This window comes from Luteibacter sp. P4_D7_3 (assembly GCF_056401735.1).
On the sequence record NZ_JBFUIT010000040.1, the window covers coordinates 1 to 20594 of the forward strand.

At 65.8% G+C, this 20594-nt stretch carries 17 protein-coding genes; 6 read left to right on the forward strand and 11 right to left on the reverse strand.

Features of this window, described 5'->3' with window-relative positions; all coding sequences use genetic code 11:
- Nucleotides 1-208: 208 nt before the first annotated feature.
- From zipA to asnB, 8 genes are all read right to left on the reverse strand, one after another.
- Nucleotides 209-1276, reverse strand: a complete 1068-nt coding sequence (gene zipA, locus AC1DSN_RS06370) for a cell division protein ZipA (protein WP_063571999.1) — start codon at nt 1274-1276, stop codon at nt 209-211.
- A gap of 22 nt (nt 1277-1298) precedes the next feature.
- Nucleotides 1299-4799, reverse strand: coding sequence for a chromosome segregation protein SMC (smc, locus tag AC1DSN_RS06375; protein ID WP_477329985.1), 3501 nt, complete (start codon nt 4797-4799; stop codon nt 1299-1301).
- 146 nt (nt 4800-4945) lie between these two features.
- Nucleotides 4946-5209: a BolA family protein gene (locus tag AC1DSN_RS06380; RefSeq protein WP_063574327.1), complete on the reverse strand. Its 264-nt coding sequence runs from the start codon at nt 5207-5209 to the stop codon at nt 4946-4948.
- Nucleotides 5206-5505: a YciI family protein gene (locus AC1DSN_RS06385; protein WP_477329987.1), complete on the reverse strand. Its 300-nt coding sequence runs from the start codon at nt 5503-5505 to the stop codon at nt 5206-5208. Before AC1DSN_RS06385 ends, AC1DSN_RS06380 begins: the two co-directional genes overlap by 4 nt.
- 52 nt (nt 5506-5557) lie before the next feature.
- Nucleotides 5558-6310 carry a hypothetical protein gene (locus tag AC1DSN_RS06390; RefSeq protein WP_477296205.1) on the reverse strand — a complete coding sequence of 251 codons (753 nt, stop codon included), beginning with the start codon at nt 6308-6310 and terminating at the stop codon, nt 5558-5560.
- A gap of 76 nt (nt 6311-6386) precedes the next feature.
- Nucleotides 6387-7919 (reverse strand): lysine--tRNA ligase, encoded by a 1533-nt coding sequence (lysS, locus tag AC1DSN_RS06395; protein ID WP_477296204.1) that lies wholly within the window; start codon nt 7917-7919, stop codon nt 6387-6389.
- A gap of 57 nt (nt 7920-7976) precedes the next feature.
- Nucleotides 7977-9102 (reverse strand): peptide chain release factor 2 gene (gene prfB, locus AC1DSN_RS06400; protein ID WP_157504152.1). Its coding sequence is split into 2 segments (ribosomal slippage): nt 7977-9026 and nt 9028-9102, totalling 1125 coding nucleotides; the frame shifts between segments, so codons are not numbered across the junction.
- Nucleotides 9103-9269: 167 nt separating this feature from the next.
- A complete protein-coding gene (asnB, locus tag AC1DSN_RS06405) occupies nt 9270-10940 on the reverse strand; it encodes an asparagine synthase B (protein WP_477329989.1) in 1671 nt (556 codons plus the stop codon).
- A 233-nt stretch (nt 10941-11173) separates the two neighbouring features.
- Here asnB and AC1DSN_RS06410 point away from each other — a divergent pair, with 233 nt between their 5' ends.
- Nucleotides 11174-11602 (forward strand): hypothetical protein, encoded by a 429-nt coding sequence (locus tag AC1DSN_RS06410; protein WP_477329991.1) that lies wholly within the window; start codon nt 11174-11176, stop codon nt 11600-11602.
- Here AC1DSN_RS06410 and AC1DSN_RS06415 read toward each other — a convergent pair.
- Nucleotides 11566-12924, reverse strand: a complete 1359-nt coding sequence (locus tag AC1DSN_RS06415; protein WP_477296703.1) for a formimidoylglutamate deiminase — start codon at nt 12922-12924, stop codon at nt 11566-11568. The two genes, AC1DSN_RS06410 and AC1DSN_RS06415, sit on opposite strands and share 37 nt — an antisense overlap.
- Before the next feature lie 54 nt (nt 12925-12978).
- Between AC1DSN_RS06415 and AC1DSN_RS06420 the strand changes: the two genes are divergently transcribed.
- The 5 genes from AC1DSN_RS06420 (at nt 12979) to AC1DSN_RS06440 (ending at nt 19777) form a co-directional block, all read left to right on the forward strand.
- A complete protein-coding gene (locus AC1DSN_RS06420) occupies nt 12979-14550 on the forward strand; it encodes a bifunctional GNAT family N-acetyltransferase/carbon-nitrogen hydrolase family protein (protein WP_063573158.1) in 1572 nt (523 codons plus the stop codon).
- A complete protein-coding gene (locus AC1DSN_RS06425) occupies nt 14547-15908 on the forward strand; it encodes a chloride channel protein (protein ID WP_477329993.1) in 1362 nt (453 codons plus the stop codon). The genes AC1DSN_RS06420 and AC1DSN_RS06425 overlap by 4 nt, the downstream gene beginning before the upstream one ends.
- Complete coding sequence (gene hutI, locus AC1DSN_RS06430) at nt 15905-17143, forward strand: imidazolonepropionase (protein ID WP_477296706.1); 1239 nt, start codon at nt 15905-15907, stop codon at nt 17141-17143. Before AC1DSN_RS06425 ends, hutI begins: the two co-directional genes overlap by 4 nt.
- Nucleotides 17144-17249: 106 nt before the next feature.
- Nucleotides 17250-19028, forward strand: coding sequence for a hypothetical protein (locus AC1DSN_RS06435; protein ID WP_477329995.1), 1779 nt, complete (start codon nt 17250-17252; stop codon nt 19026-19028).
- A gap of 20 nt (nt 19029-19048) precedes the next feature.
- Entirely contained in the window at nt 19049-19777 is a 729-nt protein-coding gene (locus AC1DSN_RS06440) for a class I SAM-dependent methyltransferase (RefSeq protein WP_477329997.1), read from the forward strand.
- Between the two features lie 59 nt (nt 19778-19836).
- Here the strand turns inward: AC1DSN_RS06440 and AC1DSN_RS06445 are convergent, their stop codons facing one another.
- Nucleotides 19837-20004: a 30S ribosomal protein THX gene (locus AC1DSN_RS06445; RefSeq protein WP_063572817.1), complete on the reverse strand. Its 168-nt coding sequence runs from the start codon at nt 20002-20004 to the stop codon at nt 19837-19839.
- Between the two features lie 84 nt (nt 20005-20088).
- Nucleotides 20089-20594, reverse strand: a 506-nt coding sequence (locus AC1DSN_RS06450; protein ID WP_477329999.1) for a cation diffusion facilitator family transporter, incomplete at its 5' end; no start/stop codon positions are given.

The following is a 20594-nucleotide window of genomic DNA, read 5'->3' on the forward strand; positions in this document are numbered from 1 at the left end:
CGGCAGGCACGGAGCGGTTCTCATCCAGTACTAAACACACCGCCCGGCGCTTGAGCGCCGGGTCGATCGGTCGATATCCCATGATTCACCTCGGTAGGGATTTTGCTCCTACATGGGTGTCCAGGAAAATTAGACCACCGCAAATCGGCTCCTACAGTAGGAAGCATGAGCTCGCGCAGCGAGCTATCCGAGCCTCTTCGGCGGTAACTTACTGGCCGAACTTGATCTCTTCGCCTTCGTGGCCACGGTCCCAGCCCCGAAGCTCGTCGCGGATATGCGCAATGCGCTGGCGACCGAGTGCGTTGCGTTCCTCGTCGAGCACGAGGCCGTCAAGCAACTCGGCCAGACGCTGCGCCGTCGGCAGCATGGCGTCCCAGGCATCCAGGGCGGGAGCCGGGCCCGGCAGGGCCATGAAGAACGACAGGCCCGAGGTCTGCAGGGTGGCGATGCGGCCCATGTCGAAGTTACCGGGCTTGGTCAGGTTGGCCACGCTGAAGATGGGGCCCTGCTCCGGATGGCCGTCGACCAGGCGGTGATAGATACCCATGTCGCCGAATTCGAGGCCGGCCTTTTCGGCGGCAACGACCAGGTCGGAACCATGGAATTTGCTGCCTTCGCGAGCGACCACGTAAAGGCTGACGATGCGCTCAACCGGGGCGTGCGACGGACGACGACCCAGGTCGGAACGCGGCGGGGCCTTCGGCGGCGGTGCGGGCGCCGGAACGGGCGCGGGTGCCGGGGACCGGACAGGCGCCGGCGGCGGTGCCGCGGCGACGGGCTCGTCGAGGTCGAACGGCAGGTCGAGCCGCGGCTCGACGCGCTGCTGCGGCACATGCTGCGAAGCGGGCGGCGAAGGCGGCTCGTCGTAAGCCTGCGGCGGGTGAATGGCCGCACGGTCACCGGATAGTGAGGTGCCAAGGCGCTCCAACTCGGCGCGCAGATCCACGTCCAGCTCGCCCTGGCGGGGCGACGGACGGAACAGCGGATCGTTGGCATCCTCATCGCGGGCGCTGAATTCCCTGCCGTCGTGCGCGTCGTACGCACGGTCGTCCCGGGCGCTGAACGATTCGCCGCCGATGTCGTCGCCGTCATCGTTGAACACCGGCTCGCGGCGCTCGCGAGAGCGCTCCTGCGTCTCCGGTGCGGGCTTGCGTCGGCCCTGCTGCTCCTTGCGTGGCTGGCCGAACAGCCAGATCAGCACGAGAACGACGATGCCGACGAAAAGCATCGGGATGCCTACTGCGGGATTCCAGGCGAGGCCGATGGCGGGATTCATGCTTCGATTCCTTGTTTAGTACTTAAGCCACGCCGACGAGCTTGGAGGCTTCGGCGAGGTCGACCTGAACCAGGCGGGACACACCCGGTTCGCGCATGGTAACGCCGCACAGCTGATACGCGGCTTCCATGGTGGCCTTGTTGTGGCTGACAAATATGAACTGCACCTTCTCGCTCATCTCACGGACCATGGCCGAGAAGCGGCCGACGTTGGCTTCGTCCAGCGGTGCGTCCACCTCGTCCAGCAGGCAGAACGGCGCCGGATTGAGGCCGAAGATGGCGAACACCAGCGATACCGCGGTGAGCGCCTTCTCGCCGCCGGAGAGCAGCGTGATGTTGCTGACACGCTTGCCCGGGGGCCGCGCCATGATCGCCACGCCGGTATCGAGCAGATCGTCGCCGGTGAGCTCGAGATAGGCGTGACCGCCACCGAATAAACGGGGAAACAGTTCCTGCACGCCCGCATTCACCCGGTCGAAGGTTTCCTTGAAGCGCTGACGGGTTTCGCGGTCGATCTTCTTGATCGCGCCTTCCAGCGTTTCCATCGCGCTGACCAGGTCGGCCAGCTGCGCATCGAGGTATTCCTTGCGCTGGGACTGCTCGGCATGTTCCTGGATCGCCGCCAGGTTGACCGGCTCCAGGCGGGCGATCTTCTGCGCGAGGTCGACGAGCTGCTTCTGCCAGTGGTCGGGTTCGGCGTCTTCGGCCAACTCGGTGAGCAGCGCTTCGAGTTCGAGGCCGGAGGCCTTGATCGCCTGGGCCAGCTGTTCGGCGCGAAGCTGCAAGGCCTGCGCGGCGAGGCGCTTCTCGGAGACGTTCTCGCGCACCTGGTTGAGCACATGCTCGGTGCGCTGGCGCTCCTGCTCCAGGCGGCGGAACTCGGCGTCGCAATCCTCAAGGGCGCGGCGCGCTTCCACGAGTTGCTTGTCGACCAGCAGGCGCTGGTCGAGGTAGGTCTGGCGTTCCTCCTCGAGTTCCGCGATGGGATCGGACCCGGCAGCGAGCTGCTGGTCGATCTCATCGCGGCGCGCGGTGACCTGGCGCAGCTGGGTGTCGAGACGGGCCAGGGCCTGCTCGAGCGAGGTCAGYGCCGCACGCTTGGACTCCATGCCGAGGGCGAGCTGGTGTGACTGGTCCGCCGCTTCGCGCGCATTGATGCGCGCTTCCTCACGCGCTTCGAGCAGTTCGCGACGCTCGTTCTCGAGGCCGCGACGCTCGTCTTCGCGGTCGCCCATGAGGCCGACGGCCTCGTCAAGACGGGAGCGCGCATCGCGCGTCTGGCTGGCGAGTTCGTCGACCTGCTCGAGAATGACGCTGATTTCGCCACCGACCTTTTCGGCACGGGCGCGCGCGGTTTCCATCTTGCCGCGATGACTCTGCAACTGGCCGGCCAGCTCGGAAAGCCGACGATGGGCCGCATACAGGTCGCGCTGGGCGTCGTCGCGCTGGCGTTCGGTCTCGAACTTGCGCGTGCGCAAGGTCTCGAGCTGTTCGGTCCATTCTTCGCTGGAGCCTTCCAGCGTTTCGATCTGCTCAGCCAGCTGGCGGATCTCGCGTTCGCGAGCCAGCACGCCGACCTGATTGCCCTGCGCGCGCAGCACCCGGGCCCAACCCGGACCCATCCACGCACCATCGCGGGTGATCACGGACTGGTGGGTGGACAGCGACGAAACTCGGGCCGCGGCGTCTTCGACGGAATCGGCGATGAAAACGTTACCCAGCAGCGCCATGGCTGCCACCGGTCCGCGTACATGAGCGGCCAGCGTACCGGCAGCGCCAGGACCGGCCTGCTCTTTCGCGAACAGCGCCACATCGGCGTTGCCGAGCGATTCGAATTCGGGGGTCAGCGCGGCGATGGCATCGACGAGAACGCCATCGAGCACGCCGCCGAGCACGGTCTCTACCGCGGATTCGTAACCGGCATCGACCTGGAGCGATTCGCCGAGACGGCGCGAACGATCGAGGCCGAGACGCGACAGCCAGCCGCTCGCGGCGGTTTCTTCCTGGCCCAGTGCCGCGCTTTGCAGCGCTTCGAGCGAGGCCTGACGGCCGCGTGCCGTCTGCAGTTGCTGCCGCGCTTCATTGAGCGAGGACTGCACCTGGCGTTCTTCGTCGAGCACGCGCTCGTAGGACACCTTGTGCTGGTCGAGGACGCCGCCGAGTGTTTCGACCCGCTCGCGCTGGGTGTCGTGTTCGATATCGAGTTGTTCGGAGGCGGCGTGAAGCGCATCGACATCGGTCGCGCGCTGTTCGGTCTCGAGCGCTTCCTTCCGGCGCGACAGGTCGACCGTCTGGCGATCGAGGTAGGCCAGCTTGGTCCGCTCGACTTCAGCGGCGCGACTCGACTCCGAGGCGCCGCGTGTGTGTGAATCCCAGCGCTGCTGCCAATCGGCCAGCTTCGTTTCGGTGGCGCGCTGTGYTTCGCCCGTTTCGTCCTGGATCTGCTGCAAGGCTTCGAGCTTCGGCTCGCCTTCGGCCAGGGCCATGCGCAGGGTTTCCACCTGTTCGCGGTCCGCGGTGATGTGGCCCTGCAATTCCTCGAACTCGCGCTCGGTGTCGGCGCGCGAACGTGTGAGGCGTTCGCTGAGGTCGCGGTTGTGGCGCACCTGCTGTTCGACGCGCGCGATCTCGGCGCCGACCTTGTACACCTCGCCCTGCACCTGGTTCAGGTGCTCGCTGGCGCCCTGATGGCGCTCGCGAACGGTTTCCAGCTGCGCTTCGATCTGGCGCTGGCCGGCGAGATGCTTGTCGATCTCCAGCTCGGCCTCACGCAGGCCCGAGCCCTCGCCCTCATGCTGGCGATGCAGCGTGCGGTATTCGAGCGCGCGCAGTTCGGCTTCGCGGTGGGTGTGCTCTTCCTTGAAGGCCTTCCAACGCTCGGCTGCACGGGCCTGGCGATTGAGGTGGTCGAGCTGCTTTTCCACCTCGTCGCGCACGTCGCGGACGCGGTCGAGGTTTTCGCGCGTGGCCTTGATCCGGCTCTCGGTTTCCTTGCGGCGTTCCTTGTACTTGGAGATGCCCGCCGCTTCCTCGAGATGGGTGCGCAGTTCTTCCGGCGCCGCCTCGATGATCTGGCTGATCATGCCCTGTTCGATAATCGAATAGCTGCGCGGTCCCAGGCCCGTGCCGAGGAACAGGTCGGTGATGTCGCGGCGGCGGCAGCGCGCGCCATTGAGGTGATACGAGGACTGGCCGTCGCGACTGACGATGCGCTTGACCGAGATTTCCGCGAAGCTCGCGTACTCGCCCTGGATGGTGCCATCGCTATTGTCGAAGATGAGCTCGACCGTGGCCTGGCCCACCGGCTTGCGCGCGCTGGAACCGGAGAAGATCACGTCGGTGAGCGAATCGCCGCGCAGGCGGCTGGCGGCGGACTCGCCCATGACCCAGCGAATGGCGTCGATGATGTTCGACTTGCCGCAGCCGTTAGGGCCGACGACGCCGGTCATATTGGTGGGCAGGTGCAGCGTGGTGGGGTCGACGAACGACTTGAATCCCGCCAGCTTGATCGTGGTCAGACGCATTATGGTTTCCGTTGGGACGCGGCCGAGGGCTCCGTTCGGGAGCCACCCCCTGGCTGATCGGTCACTTTGCCAAAGGGGGGCGGGGTGCGCAATACGCGAAGCAGCATGAGGTTAAAGCGCTAACCCATTGTTTTTCGGCCTAACGATCACTCTCCGGGAGCTTTTGCCTCGATCGCGAGGGCGTGGATGCCGTCCGGCATCATGTCGCCCAGGGCAGCGTAGACCATACGGTGGCGCTCGATCGGGTTCTTTCCGGCAAAGGCCGCGCTGACGATGCGGGCGAAGAAATGACCCTTGCCCTCGCCCGAGTGCCCGGCGTGCTTGTGGCCCTCGTCGATCACGTCCAGCTCGACCGGGGCCAGGGCCTCGGTCAGCCGCTGGCGGATGCGCTCGACTTTCTCGACCGTCACGGCAGGACCACGCGGAACGGGCGAAYCGTCACTTCGCGGTACACGCCAGCGCCGATGTACGGATCGGCGTCCGCCCAGGCCTGGGCGGCCTCGAGGCTTTCGAACTCGGCCACGATGAGGCTGCCGGTAAAGCCGGCCTCGCCCGGGTCCTCGGCATCGATGGCCGGAAACGGGCCAGCCAGCTTCAGGCGGCCTTCTTCCTTGAGCGCCGAGAGACGGGCCACGTGGGCCGGGCGCACGGACAGACGCTTTTCGAGCGAGTTCGGGTGATCGATACCGGTGATGGCGTAGAACATGAGGGGCTCCGGTCAGTAGACCGCGCATTGTATCGGCGGACGGGCGCCGCCGTCAGGTCGGCTTCGCTGCCGCAGCCGCAGCCGCAGGCGCGCTTGCGGCCGGCGCCTGGACAGGCGCCTGCTTGCCGTCCTTGTCCCCGTCTTCCTCGTCGTCCTCGTCATCGTCCCGGTTAACCGGGTACAGCGCGAATGTCGTGCACTTCGGCGCGCTGAGGGCGTGGAACGCCGTACGCGCCGAGAATGCGTTCAACACTTCGCAGCGGTTCCCACGCAAGCCAGCCAGGAGAGTCTCGGCAGCGCTCGTGGCGCCGGGAACGCCGCCGGGCGACGCCTTGACCGAGCCCCGGCCCACCAGGGTGCCAGTCGCGGTATCGAACACGGAGAAGGACTGGTTCGCGGCCACATAGGAGACATGATCCTGGTAGACACGGTTCGACCGTGCCGGAGGGAGGACGACGCGGTACCGGCTACCGATCGACGCCTCGACGCCCTTGTCCGGCTCGACAGGCTTCGGCGCCTTGAGGTCGACTTTGTAATTGACGAAATTCACCTTTCCGTCCATCCCCTGCGCCTTGGTGATGAGCGCGGCCCCCATCTGACGGCAGGCGCTTTCGCCCATGGCCCTGTCCATGGCGCCCACGAAGCCGAGGAAACCGTCGTCGTCGAGCGGGCAATCCGGCACGTAAATCGTGGCCGGCAGCAGCGACTCGTCCAGCGGCAGTGGGGGCTTGATCACCGCCTGGCCGCAGCCGGCAACGAACAGAAGAACAGCCGCGAGAGACGGCACGCCAAGGCGGAAGCGCATAACGAGTCCTTTCGATAGGGGACGGGACGACCAGGGCGCGCCACCCCGGGGCGCCCTGGCGAAAATCAGAAGCCGGTCAGGCCTCGGGACGCATGGTCGGAAACAGCAGCACGTCGCGGATCGACGACGAGCCGGTCAGCAGCATCACAAGACGATCAATGCCGACGCCGAGACCGCCGGTCGGCGGCAGGCCGACTTCGAGCGCGCGGATGTAGTCGGCGTCGTAGTGCATCGCCTCGTCGTCGCCGGCGTCCTTCGCGTCCACCTGGGCCTGGAAGCGCGCGGCCTGGTCTTCGGAGTCGTTGAGCTCGGAGAAACCATTGGCGAGCTCCTTGCCGTTGATGAACAGCTCGAAGCGGTCGGTGATGCCCTTGTCCGTGTCGCTTTCGCGCGCCAGCGGCGAAACCTCGACCGGGTGATCGGTGATGAAAGTCGGCTGGATGAGCGTGTGCTCCACCGTCGCCTCGAACACTTCCAGCAGGAGCTTGCCCCAGCCGTAGCTCGGCTTCACGTGGATGCCGAGACGCGTTGCATGCGCAGCCATCGTTTCGCGGTCGCGCAGGTCGGCCGGCTTGATCTCGGGATTGAGTTCGAGCACGGCGTCTTCCATGCGCCAGCGACGGAACGCCGGACCGATGTCGATCGTCTCGCCGTCCCACTCGATCACCGTGTTGCCGACCACATCGGCGGCGGCCGTGCGGATCATGCCTTCGGTGATATCCATGATCTCGTGGTACGTGGCGTACGCCTGGTACAGCTCGAGCATGGTGAACTCGGGGTTGTGTCGCGTGGACACGCCCTCGTTGCGGAAGTTGCGGTTGATTTCGTAGACGCGATCGAAACCGCCGACGACAAGGCGCTTGAGGTAAAGCTCGGGCGCCACGCGCAGGAACAACGGGATATCGAGCGCGTTATGGTGCGTGGTGAACGGGCGCGCCGTCGCGCCGCCCGGGATCACGTGCATCATCGGTGTTTCGACTTCCATGAAGCGACGCGGTTCGGCTTCGAGCCAGCGACGCACATGACTGATGATCTTCGAACGCAGCGCGAAGGTGCGGCGCGACTCCTCGGTGACGATGAGGTCGACATAGCGCTGGCGATAACGCTGCTCGACATCCGCCAGGCCGTGGTGCTTGTCCGGCAGGCCGCGCAGCGACTTGGTGAGCAGGCGGATCGACTCGACCTTGACCGACAGCTCGCCGGTCTTGGTGCGCATGAGCAGGCCCTCGGCACCGACGATGTCGCCGAGGTCCCAGCGCTTGAATGCGTCGTAGCCTTCCTCGCCCAGGGTGCCCTGGTGGACGAACAGCTGGATGCGGCCCGTACCGTCCTGCATCTGCACGAAGCTGACCTTGCCCTGCCCGCGCATCAGGATGATGCGACCGGCGACAGTGACGCGCCGCGGTGCGCCCTCGATGGCCTCGGCCGTCCAGGTGTCCTTGTCGGCGAACTCGGCCTGCAGGTCACCCGCGAAGCTGTCCACCTTGAAGTCATTCGGGTAGGCAATGCCCTGTGCACGCAGCGATTTCAGTTTCTCGCGACGCTCGGCGATGAGGCGGTTCTCTTCGGCGGCGGTAACGGGAGTGTCGGCGCTGGTGTCGTCGGTCATGGTGTGATTCTGGCTTCGTGTATGGAGTACGGGGGCGCAAATACGCCCCCGGGAACATCAGGCATCGAGACGCTTGGAGCCGGCTTCGAGGCCGGACTTCAGGCTGGCTTCGACGAATCCGTCGAGATCGCCATCAAGCACCTTCTGCGTGTCGGTGCGTTCAAGACCGGTGCGAAGATCCTTGATGCGCGACTGGTCGAGCACGTAATTGCGGATCTGGCTGCCCCAGCCGATGTCGGACTTGGTCGCTTCCAGCGCGTCCCGCTCGACGTTCCGCTTCTGCACTTCCAGCTCATAGAGCTTGGCTTTGAGCATTTTCATCGCGCGGTCGCGGTTGGCGTGCTGGCTACGTTCTGTCTGGCAGGCCACGACCGTATTGGTCGGGACATGCGTGATACGCACCGCCGACTCGGTCTTGTTGACGTGCTGGCCGCCGGCGCCTGACGAACGGTAGACGTCGGTACGCAAGTCGGCGGGATTGATGTCGATCTCGATGTTGTCATCGACTTCCGGCGAAACGAACACCGAGGTAAAGCTGGTGTGCCGGCGGTTGTCGGAATCGAACGGACTCTTGCGGACCAGACGGTGCACGCCGATCTCGGTCTTCAGCCAGCCATAGGCATAGTCGCCTTCTACACGGAACGTGGCCGACTTGATGCCCGCGACGTCGCCGGCGCTGACTTCCATCATTTCGGTTTTCCAGCCGCGCGACTCCGCCCAGCGCAGGTACATGCGCAGGAGGATCTCGGCCCAGTCCTGGGCCTCGGTGCCACCGGCGCCGGCCTGGACATCGACGAAGGCGGCAGCAGAATCGAGTTCGCCCGAGAACATGCGCTGGAACTCCAGCTTGCTCACGCGGTTGTCGATCTTGTTCAGGTCGGTGACGATCGACTGCAGGGTCTCGTCGTCGCCGTCGGCGGCGGCCATCTCGAGCAGTTCTTTCGAATCCGCGAGCGAGCCGGACATCTCGTCGATGCCGGTGACGATGCCATCGAGCGTGGAGCGCTCGCGACCCAGCTCCTGCGCGCGCTTGGGGTCATCCCAGACTTTGGGATTCTCCAGCTCGCGGGTTACTTCTTCGAGGCGTTCTTTCTTGACTGCGTAGTCAAAGATACCCCCTAAGCGACTCGACGCGGCCCGTGAGGTCCGCAATCTGCGCGAGGATCGGATTGGTCTCGATCATGGTTGGCTTGCCTGCTGGTGCGGCACGGAATCGTGCCGGCTAAAGCGGCTAATCGTAACAAATTCAGCGGTGCCCTGCTCCTGTGGGAGCCGCTTCAGCGGCGATGGGGTGATTGCCTCACCCTGGCCCGCTGTCGCGGGATCGCCGATGAATCGGAGCGGTGTGTCTCAGGCTGGGAGGGCCTCCTGGTGGATGCCGCGGACCGACCGGCCGGAGGGATCGGCGGCAGCGGCAAAGGCGGGATCCCACTCGAGGGCGGCCGGCGACGAGCAGGCGATCGACTTGCCGCCCGGCACGGTGGCCGCGCAGGCCTCGCCGGGGAAGTGCTTTTCGAAGAGCGTCCGGTAGAAGAAGGCCTCCTTGGTGGCTGGGGTGTTCAGGGGAAAGCGTGCCCCCGCCGCGGCGAACTCGCGATCGGAAACCATGGCCTCCGCGTGCGCCTTGAGCCCGTCGATCCAGCCGTAGCCCACACCGTCACTGAACTGCTCCTTCTGCCGCCAGAGGATTTCCTCGGGCAACGCACCTTCGAAGGCTTCGCGCAGGATGCCTTTCTCGATGCCCTTTCGCGCCACCATCTTCGCTTCGGCGTCAAAGGCCATGGCGATATCGAGGAACTCGGTATCCAGGAAGGGCACGCGTGCTTCCACGCCCCAGGCGGACATGGACTTGTTCGCGCGCAGGCAGTCGTAATAGTGCAGCGCGTCCAGCTTGCGGATCGTTTCCTCGTGGAAAGCCCGGGCCGAAGGCGCCTTGTGGAAATACAGGTAGCCGCCAAAGATTTCGTCCGAGCCCTCGCCGGACAGCACCATTTTCACGCCCATCGCCTTGATCCGCCGGGCCAGCAGGAACATGGGTGTGGAGGCACGGATGGTGGTGACATCGTAGGTTTCGATGTGGCGAATCACCTCGGGCAACGCGTCCAGGCCTTCTTCGAAGGTGTAGCGGAAGCCATGGTGCACGGTACCCAACGCTTTGGCGGCGACCTCGGCGGCCGCAAGGTCCGGCGAACCTTCCAGGCCAATGGCGAACGAATGCAGGCGCGGCCACCAGGCCTCACCGCGATCGTCTTCCTCGATACGGCGACGCGCGAAACTGGCCGCCACAGCGGCAACGAGCGAGGAATCCAGGCCGCCGGAGAGGAGCACACCGTACGGCACGTCGGTCATCATCTGCCGATGCACGGCGGCTTCGAAAGCGGCACGGAGATCCTTCGGCTCGATCGAATGTCCCGCCGTGGCGTCGTAATCGCGCCATGCGGGCGTCCAGTAGCGCACCGCCGCGCCCACCTCGCTGTCGTAAACATGGCCCGGCGGGAAAGGTGCCACGTCCGCGCATACCCCGACCAACGACTTCATCTCCGACGCCACGCAGAGGCGCCCTGCCCGATCATGGCCCCAGTAGAGCGGGCACACGCCAAGGGCATCACGTGCGATCAGGAAACGGCGACGGCCGGCGTCCCACAGGGCGAAGGCGAAAATACCGTTGAGCTGGCCAAGGAAGTCGGCACCATGCCGGCGATAGAGCGCGTTGATGACTTCGCAGTCCGAGCCCGTGGTGAAGGCGTAGTCACTCGCGGCGCGAAGTTCGCGGTGGTTGTAGATCTCGCCGTTCACGGCCAGCGCGAGGTCGCCTTCCGGCGAACGCAGCGGCTGGGCGCCGCTCGCGGGGTCGACGATGGCGAGGCGCTCATGCACCAGGATCGCGCCCTGGTCGACGTAGACGCCACTCCAGTCCGGGCCGCGGTGGCGCTGCCGTTGGGAAAGCTCCATCGCCTGCGTACGCAGGGCAACCAGGTCGTCGCTGGCCGCGAGGCCGAACATCCCGAAGATCGAACACATGGCCTTGTCACTCCTGATCGGTAGAACGAAAAAAGGCCCGCCTGGTGAGGGCGGGCCTTTGGTGAGTGGGGTGATTTCGCTAACCCGCCTACACGCCGACCCTCCCGAGGTTCCGGGCATTATTGGTATTGGCGTTATTGGCGGCGAGGCGAATCATGGGTTGAATAGAGCATGATCTGGAAGGTGATGCAAGCACCCGTTCGCCGATGAATCGGCTCCTACAGGATCCCCCTATGCCCGCCCTACTCGCCCTCGCCCTGCTCGCCACCGCCCAGCCCGCGCCCACCTGGCTCGCTGGCGACTGGGAGCCTTACAGCAACGCCTTCATCGGGCTGCGCATGCTCCACGTCGACAAGAACACGCTCAGCTGGAAGGATTGCAGCAACGCCCGCTTCGACGTCGTCGACAGCAGCGACAACAGCGTCACGATCCGGCTGGCAAAGGGCAGCACGTGTACGCTCGACGACGAGCCTCCGACGCACGTGGACACGGTCCGCTTCACCCTTCGCGACAATCATTGCGACCTGGGCGTGTCGGTATATGCCTCACCGGAGGCGGCGAAACGTAAAGAGCCTTCCGCCGAAGGTCTCTACGGCAAACCGAAGTGTCCGACCGGCCCCTCGTCTCAGGCGGCGGCCAACCTCTCCACGACCACGCGGTAAGCCTCGGCCGCCGACTGTTCGGCGGCGTGGGCAAAGTCGCGCACGCGCCACTGACCGCCGACCATCACATCACGCACGAGCGGCGTGTTACCGGCGAACAGGAAGCTGTCGATCACGTCAGCTTCGTCCCGTGCCGCGAGCAACGGTGAACGATCGTCCAGCACGAGAAGATCGGCACGCGCACCGTCGGCCAGCCGTGCGATATCCGTCGCCGCGGCCAATGCGCCACCTTGCAGGGCACGTTGCCAGAGCGCCGTGCCGACGCTCTCTTCCGGCCGTCGCGCGGTGACGTTGCGATGACGCGTGATCAGGCGCTGGCCGTACTCCAGCCAGCGCAGCTCTTCCACGGGCGAGACGGAAATGTGTGAGTCCGAGCCGATACCCAGCGTGCCGCCCGCGTCGATGAAGGCGGCCAGCGGGAACAGCCCGTCGCCGAGATTCGCCTCCGTGGTCGGGCACAAGCCCGCCACCGCACCGCTTTTCGCGAGGCGATCGGTTTCGTGCGGGGTGAGATGCGTGGCATGGATGAGGGTCCAGCGCGCGTCGACGTCAGCGTGGTCGAGCAACCATTCAACGGGGCGCGCGCCGCGCACGGCAAGGCAGTCCTGCACTTCTCCGATCTGTTCGGCGATGTGAATATGGATGGGCAGCTCGCGACACACGCCGCTGGACAGCAAGGCGCGCATGGCATCTTCCGGCACGGCGCGGAGCGAGTGCAGTGCGATGCCCAGGCGCAGCATGTCGTTCTGCAGGGGCGCAAGGCGCTCCAGGAGTGTCACGTACTGACCCACGTCGTGACGGAAGCGCTGCTGCCGCTCGTTCAGCGGGCGACCGTCGAAGCCACCGGTCATATAGAGAACCGGCAACAGGGTGAGGCCGATGCCGGCCTCTTTCGCTGCCTCGATGAGTGCAAGCGACATCGCCGCGGGTTCGGCGTAATGAACGCCCCGTGGCCCGTGATGCAGATAATGAAATTCACAGACCTGCGTGTAGCCCGCCTTCACCATCTCGATGTAGAGCTGGGTAGCGATTGCCTTGAGGTCATCCGGGTCGATCGCCTCGGCGAAGGCATACATCGTCTCGCGCCAGGTCCAGAAGCTGTCCTCCCCGGGGCCGCGCCGCTCAGCCAGTCCGGCCATCGCGCGCTGGAAGGCATGCGAATGCAGATTCGGCATGCCTGGCAATACGAAACGGCCGATCCGCTCGCCCGTCGCACCGGACGCCGCGGCGAACCGGGCACCGGACACCGACAGGCCTGCGCCACCCGCGTGCCAGGTACCGTCCTGCCAGAGGAAATCCGCGGTCAAGGGGGTCTGTGACATGGGGGTGTCCTGTGGGATCCAGCGGGCATGTTAACCGACGGGCATAATGCAGGAATGACCGAGATCATCGCCGCTCAATCGCCGAAGCTGCTGCTTCGTCTGGCGCGTCCGACCGACGTGCCTGAACTCGTCGCCCTCACCGCCCGCGTCTACACGCCCGAATGGGGCCATTCGCCGGAAATGTTGCAGGGCCAGCAGACCCACTTCCCCGAAGGCCAGTTCGTGGTCGAGTACGAGGGGAAGATCGTCGGCTTCTGCGCCACGTTCCGCATCAACGAGGCCGTGGCGCTCGCGCCGCACACCTGGATGCAGATCACCGGCGGCGGCTTTGCCTCGCGCCATGACCCGAAGGGCGACTGGCTCTACGGCATGGAAGTGGTGGTCCACCCGGATTACCGCGGCATGCGCATCGGGCAGCGCCTGTACATGGCGCGCAAGCGACTGTGCACCGACCTGAAACTCCGCGGTATCGTCTTCGGCGGCCGCATGCCGGGACTGGCCCGCGCGATCGCCCGCTACGGCAGCGCCGAAGGCTATGTGCAGGCCGTGGTCGACGGCAGCCGTCGCGATGCCACGCTCAGCTTCCAATTGCGCAACGGTTTCGAAGTGATTGGCCTGTTGCGCGAATACGTGCCGTCGGACCATGAATCGCTCGGTTACGCGGCGCACCTGATCTGGCGCAACCCGCAGCTCCACGATCACCCGGATACGCCCAAGGTCTCACAGAGCCATCGTCTCCCGGATTCCGTGCGCGTGGCTTCGGTCCAGTACCAGCAACGGCGGATCAGCTCCTTTGCCGAATTCGCCACGCAGGTCGAATACTTCGTCGATATCGCCGCCGATTACGACGCCGACTTCGTCGCCTTTCCCGAGCTGATCACGCTGCAGTTGCTCTCGATCGAGAACGCCGAGCTGTCGCCCGTGGATTCCATTCGTCGACTCTCCGAGTACACCGACGAGGTCAAGGCGATGTTCCATCGGCTGGCCGTGCACTACAACATCAACATCATCGGTGGTTCACACCCGACACGGCAGCCGAACGGCGATATCCACAACGTCTGCTACGTGTGCCTGCGCGACGGTTCCATCCACGAGCGCGAGAAGCTGCACCCTACCCCCAGCGAGCGCAACGTCTGGAATATCACCGGCGGGGATACCGCGGCGACGATCCAGACCGACTGCGGACCGATCGGCGTGATGATCTGCTACGACTCGGAATTTCCCGAGGTGGCCCGCCACCTCACGGACCAGGGCGCACTGATCCTGTTCGTACCGTTCTGCACCGACGTGCGCGAGGGCTACCTGCGCGTACGTTATTGCTCGCAGGCGCGCGCCATCGAAAACCAATGCTACGTGGTGCTTTCCGGCAATGTCGGCAACCTGCCCGGCGTCAACAATTTCGACATCCAGTACGCGCAGAGCTGCATCCTCACACCAAGCGACCTGCCCTTCGCCCGCGACGGTATCGCCGCGGACTCCACACCCAATATCGAGACCGTCTTGTTTGCCGACTTACGCCTGGAAAATCTCGCCCGTGCCCGCAACTCCGGCGCGGTGACCAACCTGAAAGACCGCCGCTTCGACCTCTACCAGGTGCGCTGGTCGCGCATGCCGGAGGGCAAGTGAATCTCGATCGTCTTCGCGAGTTCGGCCGCCATGAGTGGCTTTCACCCCGACAATGGCGTCGCCGCATCCTGTTCTGGAGCGGTGCCATCGTGGTCGGACTCGCCGCCGTGCTCTTCGCCAAGGCAGCGGATTTCGCCTTCGCGATATTTCACAGCGTCGCTTCGCACGGCTGGTGGGTGCCGCTGCTCATCACGCCGACCGTTTTCGCCCTGCTTTGCTGGTTGACCCAGGGCGCGCTGAAGGCAACCCGTGGCTCCGGCATCCCGCAGGCGATCGCCGCATTGAAGGTGGAGGACGAAGACTTTCGCTCGCGCCTGCTCTCGCTCAAAGTGGCCGTCGGCAAGATGGGACTCACCCTTYTGGCCCTTCTCGCCGGTGCGTCCGTCGGCCGCGAAGGCCCAACCGTGCACGTCGGCGCGGGGCTCCTTTATTCCATGGGGCGACGCTTCGGATTCGACGATCCTACCGCTGCGGGCCGCTTCATTCTCGCTGGCTCGGCCGCAGGCCTTGCCGCGGCATTCAACACACCGCTCGCCGGCGTGGTCTTCGCGATCGAAGAAATGTCCGGCACGTTCGAACACCGCATCAGTGGCACGCTGCTCACCGCCATCGTCGTGGCCGGTGTCGTCTCGCTGGGCATCGTCGGCAACTACGCCTACTTCGGCGATATCACGGCCGCCTTGCCCTTAGGCAGGGCATGGATCGCCGTCCTTCTCACCGGCATCGTCGGTGGCCTTGCCGGCGGCCTGTTCGCGCGCCTGATCATTCCCTCGGCTACCGGCTTTCGCGGGGCGATGGGGCGACTGCGCGCCCGCCAGCCCGTGGTTTTCGCCGCGGCCTGCGGCCTCGCACTCGTTCTGCTCAGCCTGCTGAGTGCCAACGGCCTTTACGGCACCGGCTATGGCCAGGCGCGTGACATCCTCCAGGGCCACAGCGACACCGGCCCCCTGTTCGGCGTGCTCAAGTTCCTCGGCAACATCGCTTCGTCGTGGGCCGGCATTCCGGGCGGCATCTTCTCCCCGGCACTCGCCGTGGGAGCCGGACTCGGGGGCAACATCGCCCAGCTCCTGCCCAGCGCGGACAACTCGGCCGTCGTGCTGCTTGGCATGGCGGCGTATCTCGCAGGCGTCACCCAGGCGCCGCTGACGGCCGTCGTGATTTCGCTGGAACTCACAGCCAATCACCAGATGGCGTTGCCGATCATGGCGGCCTGCCTGCTGGCGCGAGCGGTCTCTGGCCTGGTCTGCCGTGTTCCCGTCTACAAGGCACTGGCTGACGTTCTGATCGAAAAGTACGAGGAGGAGCGCGAGCGCCGTGATCCACCTGCTGCGGAAGCGCAAGGAGTAACACCCACATGACGGCCGATAATCGCTGGGACGGCCTGCTACTGGACGTCGGCCTCGCCACGCTCGTCGACAATGGCGTGCCCTATGGGGCGATCGCGGACGGTGCGATCGGCTGGCGCGACGGCGTCATCACGTTCGCAGGGCCGCGCAGCGCATTGCACGGCGAGCCCCATGCGCTGGCGCACCGGGTCGAATCCTTGCCCGGCACCTGGGTGACACCCGGCCTCATCGACTGCCACACGCATCTGGTCTTCGGCGGCGACCGTGCGCAGGAATTCGAGCAACGCCTCGAGGGCGCGACGTACGAGGAGATCGCGCGTGCCGGCGGCGGCATCGTCTCCAGCGTACGCGCGACGCGTGCGGCCAGCGAAGACGAACTGCTGCAACAGTCCCTGCCGCGTGCGAAAGCCTTGCTGGCCGACGGCGTGACCACGCTGGAAATCAAGTCCGGCTATGGCCTGGAGCCCGACGCCGAGCGGCGTATGCTTCGTGTGGCGCGGCGTATCGGTGTCGAGCTGGGCATCGACGTGCGCACCAGCTTCCTCGGCATGCATGCCCTGCCGCCCGAATACGCGGGACGCCGCGACGACTACGTCGCCCTGGTCTGCGACACCATGCTGCCTTCGCTGGCCGAAGAATCGCTGGTCGATGCGGTCGATGCGTTCTGCGAAGGCATCGGCTTCACCCATGCCGAGACCGAGCGACTCTTCCGCAAGGCCAGCGAACTGGGCCTGCCGGTCAAGCTCCACGCGGAACAGCTATCCGACCTGGGCGGTGCGGCGCTGGTTGCGCGCTACGGCGGCCTCTCCGCAGATCATCTCGAATGGACGAGCGAAGACGGCGTGCGCGCCATGGCGCAGGGCGGGACCGTGGCCGTGCTGCTACCCGGCGCCTACTACGCCCTGCGCGACACCCGCCCGCCGCCCATCGAAGCATTCCGTCGGCACGGCGTCGCCATGGCCGTGGCCACCGATCTCAATCCCGGCACATCCCCCCTCCTGTCGCTTCGCCTTGCGATGGGCATGGCCTGCACCCTGTTCCGCCTGACGCCCGAAGAAGCGCTTCGTGGTGCGACGATCCACGCCGCGCACGCGCTCGGCCTCGACGACCGCGGCGTCCTTGCGCCGGGTCGGCGTGCTGATCTCGCCATCTGGAACATTCGCCATTTACCGGAGCTTTGCTACTGGATTGGCGGTGATCTGTTACACGAAGTGCGAGTGGCCGGCGAGCGTCCCAATACGACGTAATCCGCGCGATTTTTCCGAATTGTTCCATCGATAGGCGGGAACTTCTCGCCTAAGATCGTTGATGTCGATCTCGCGTGGCACACGCCGCGCGTTGTAAGGAACACCGTTGAACGCACCACCGCCAGCACACCGCGGGAATCGCGCCACGTCCCGCCGCGTCGCAAGCCTGATGTTCGCCCTGTCGCTGCTCGGCGCGTGCGCCGATCCCCGGGAGACCGCCGTCGAACGCGCCACGCGTGCCCGGCAGATGCGAGACGTGTCGCGCATGCTCGACGCGATGGAAGCCCCGCCTTCGTCCGCCAGCACGGCGCCTGGACTTGCCGGCCATCCCGCCGTGGCCACACTCCTGTTGGCACCCGCAACGGCAAACGCTCCCACCCCGGAGCCTGCTGGCGACCGGCTCGTCTGGGTGCTGGCCGTCGTGGCCATAATAATTGGCGGCGTCCTCGCCCATTTGACATGGCAGCGTCGGCGCCGCGCGCGGCGCGCGCCATCCCCACCCCCGTCGATAGCGGGTGCATTCGCCGACGTCACCCCCTTGGCGCCCTCCGAGGCCACCGAGATGAAATCGCCTGAATGGGTCTACGAAGACTCACCGTACGCCACCCCGCTGCTCTACATGGTCCCCGAGCCGGTCGACCTGCTTCTGTCACCGACACACGCGCCCGAGGCAGCGGCCTCCCCACCCGCCTCGTTCGTTCGGGTGGCTTCGCTACTGAATGCACTCCACGCCATCGATGCGAGCCCCGCCCTTCACCTCATCGGCGACGAGCGGTTTCCGGAAATTCGCCGTGTCGGCGAAGGCACGACCAGCGTCGAAGCCTGGCAAGCCATCCTCGAGGACGCAGGCAAAGAAGGTGATGACGACGCCCGGTTGGCACGCTGGCTTTTGCCGGCCATTCTCGTGCTGCGCTCTCGCGACCATCACCGGCGTGGCGCCGAGGCGCTACTCGAGGAGGCCGCCCAGCGTACTCGCGACGGGATGAATCGCGCGACCGACACGGATCGTCCGCACTGGGTAGCCCGCGCCATTCGTGTGGAGCTGGCTCGCATCGAGCGCCTTTCGGGAGCGACACGATTGTTTGCCCTGCGCGCGCTCCAGGCCCGCCAGGCCGTCGACCTCGGCGCGGAAGAAACGCCCGTGCTCGACGCATGGATCGACGTGCAGCTGACCTGGGCGGGCTGGTTGCTCGGTGGTGGCGCGTCCGCGCGACAGGCCGAAGCCGAAGCCCTGTGCGATCGTCTCGCGGCCATCGGGCCGGAGGCGATGACGCGCGCCCCGCGTCGGCGAGCGGAGGTCTTCCTCCAGCGAGCGGAAGGCGCGAAAGGCGCGGCACGCCTCGCCAGCCTGGACCGCGCGCAGGCCCTGCTCGAAGAAGCTCACACGCGCGACGGCGAGGCCGAAACCGCGCTCCTGCTCGCGCGCTGTGCGCGACTGCGCGCCATGGCGCTACCACCCGCCGATGCCGTCGACGCCTGCACGCTGGCGCTCACCCACGCCTTTCTCGCCGAGCAACATCCCGCCTGGCGAATGGACGCGCTCGAATGTCGCCTCGCTATCCAGCTGACCTACGAATCGTTACCTGGCCGCGCTATCCAGGGCGAAGTTGCCGCATCGCTGGGACGCGAACTCGCATCCATGGAGGCCGATTCCGTCGGTGCACGCACCGCCATGGCGGCGACGCGCCTGCGCGAAGGCGATTTCGCCGGCGCCAGCGCACTGTGCGAGGCAGCATGGCGCAGCGGTGGTGGCGACAGCCATCTGCTCAACCTCTGGCGCGACACGTGTCGCGGCTGGACCCAGACAGCCGACACCACCGGCCATGACCGCCATGCGCTCGCCCAGGCCGTGCGCCAGCTGGCGATCGCACGCGCCACTCTCTAGAACAGGAAGGCACTACACCCATGAATTCCCCGCATCCCCCCAACGGCGCGTCTTCCCCGTTCTGGACCACGCGCTATGGCATTACCGCGGCAGTCGCCACCGACAACGTCGTCGCGCGTTCACTCCAGCTCTATGGCGAATGGGCCGAGCACGAGACCAACCTGCTCAGCGGGCTCATCGAAGAGGGGCAGACCATCCTCGAGTTCGGCGGCGATTTCGCTGCACATGCGCTGTGGATGGCTCACGCCGTCGGTCCCCTTGGACAGGTGCATGTCGTGGAACCGCGCCGCATACGATTCCAACAGCTGTGCGCGAACGTGGCGCTCAACCAGCTCGACAATGTTTTCACGCATCCGGCCTGGCTGGGTCGCAGCACGGGGCTGCACTCGTTTGGCGCGAAAGAGTCCGTTCGCGCGATCACGATCGACAGCCTGCAACTGGAATCGGTACACCTGATGAAGTTCAACCTCGCCGACACGCTCGTGGACGCGCTTGCCGGAGCCACGGAGACCCTGCGCGAGCACCGTCCCCTGCTCTACGTACGCCTGTCCGGGATGGACCAGGCGGCGGCGGAAATCGCGTCGATCAAGGCCCTCGGTTACCGTGTGTGGTCGCACGTACCCTATCTGTACAACAGCGATAACCACGCCGGCATCGAAAACAACATCTTCCCCGGCATCGTCCACCAGAACGCGATCGCCGCTCCGGCGGACGGCCACTTCGAGTTCGRCGACAGGCTCGAGCTCTGAATCGGGCCCAACAAAAAGCCCCGCAATGCGGGGCTTTTCATCTCACGCTGGAAAGGCAATTAAGCCTTCTTGCGCGGGGCCGCCTTCTTGGCGGCAGCGGCGGCCGGCTTGGCAGCAGCCGGCTTTGCAACGGCTGCACCGGTGACGACGTCAACGTGCGGACGAGCGTTGCCATAGCTATGACGGTTGATCTTGCCGCGACGGGTGCGGCGATCGCCCTTGCCCATGGGAAACTCCTTGATTCTGAATAATGATGAGGAACGGCCCGCCATCGTATCAGCGGAGCCGCAAATGGCAAGCCTGAGCCCCGTTCAGGGAACGCCCCGGCCGCCCTTACCACAGCCTTCGAGCTCGTCCGGACACGGGCCGGGGTCAAACTGGACGGTGGCATGACCCACCTGCCAGCGCTCGATGAGCATGGTCTTGATGGCGGTGAGACAGCGCGACTGATCGGCGCCGGGCTTCAGCTCGGCATGCAGCGTGGCCATCCGCGAGCCGGCCGTTACCTGCCAGACATGCACGTGGTGGATGTCGAGGATGTTCTCGTCCGCCTCGCGCAGGCCCTTTTCGATATCGGACAGGTGCACGCCTTCGGGTGTGCCTTCGAGCAGGATATGACCCGAGCGACGCAGCAGCGACCAGGCACTGCGCAGGATCAGCAGCGAGACCAGGATCGACAGCACGGGATCCGCCCAGAGCCAGCCAGCCCAGCGCACGGCCAGGGCCGCGAGCACCGCGGCGACCGAGCCGAGCAGATCACCGAGGACATGCAGGCTGGCGCCGGCGCTGGAAGGCTCGATTGCTTCCCGTCTCAAGC

What these genes read in the sequence shown, in the direction of transcription:
- asnB (WP_477329989.1), bottom strand. Translation starts at nt 10,940, where the DNA reads ATGTGTTCGATCTTCGGGATGTTCGGCCTCGCGGCCAGCGACGACCTG.
- AC1DSN_RS06445 (WP_063572817.1), bottom strand. Translation starts at nt 20,004, where the DNA reads ATGGGCAAGGGCGATCGCCGCACCCGTCGCGGCAAGATCAACCGTCAT.
- AC1DSN_RS06420 (WP_063573158.1), top strand. Translation starts at nt 12,979, where the DNA reads ATGACCGAGATCATCGCCGCTCAATCGCCGAAGCTGCTGCTTCGTCTG.
- zipA (WP_063571999.1), bottom strand. Translation starts at nt 1,276, where the DNA reads ATGAATCCCGCCATCGGCCTCGCCTGGAATCCCGCAGTAGGCATCCCG.
- hutI (WP_477296706.1), top strand. Translation starts at nt 15,905, where the DNA reads ATGACGGCCGATAATCGCTGGGACGGCCTGCTACTGGACGTCGGCCTC.
- AC1DSN_RS06390 (WP_477296205.1), bottom strand. Translation starts at nt 6,310, where the DNA reads ATGCGCTTCCGCCTTGGCGTGCCGTCTCTCGCGGCTGTTCTTCTGTTC.
- AC1DSN_RS06415 (WP_477296703.1), bottom strand. Translation starts at nt 12,924, where the DNA reads ATGTCACAGACCCCCTTGACCGCGGATTTCCTCTGGCAGGACGGTACC.
- lysS (WP_477296204.1), bottom strand. Translation starts at nt 7,919, where the DNA reads ATGACCGACGACACCAGCGCCGACACTCCCGTTACCGCCGCCGAAGAG.
- AC1DSN_RS06410 (WP_477329991.1), top strand. Translation starts at nt 11,174, where the DNA reads ATGCCCGCCCTACTCGCCCTCGCCCTGCTCGCCACCGCCCAGCCCGCG.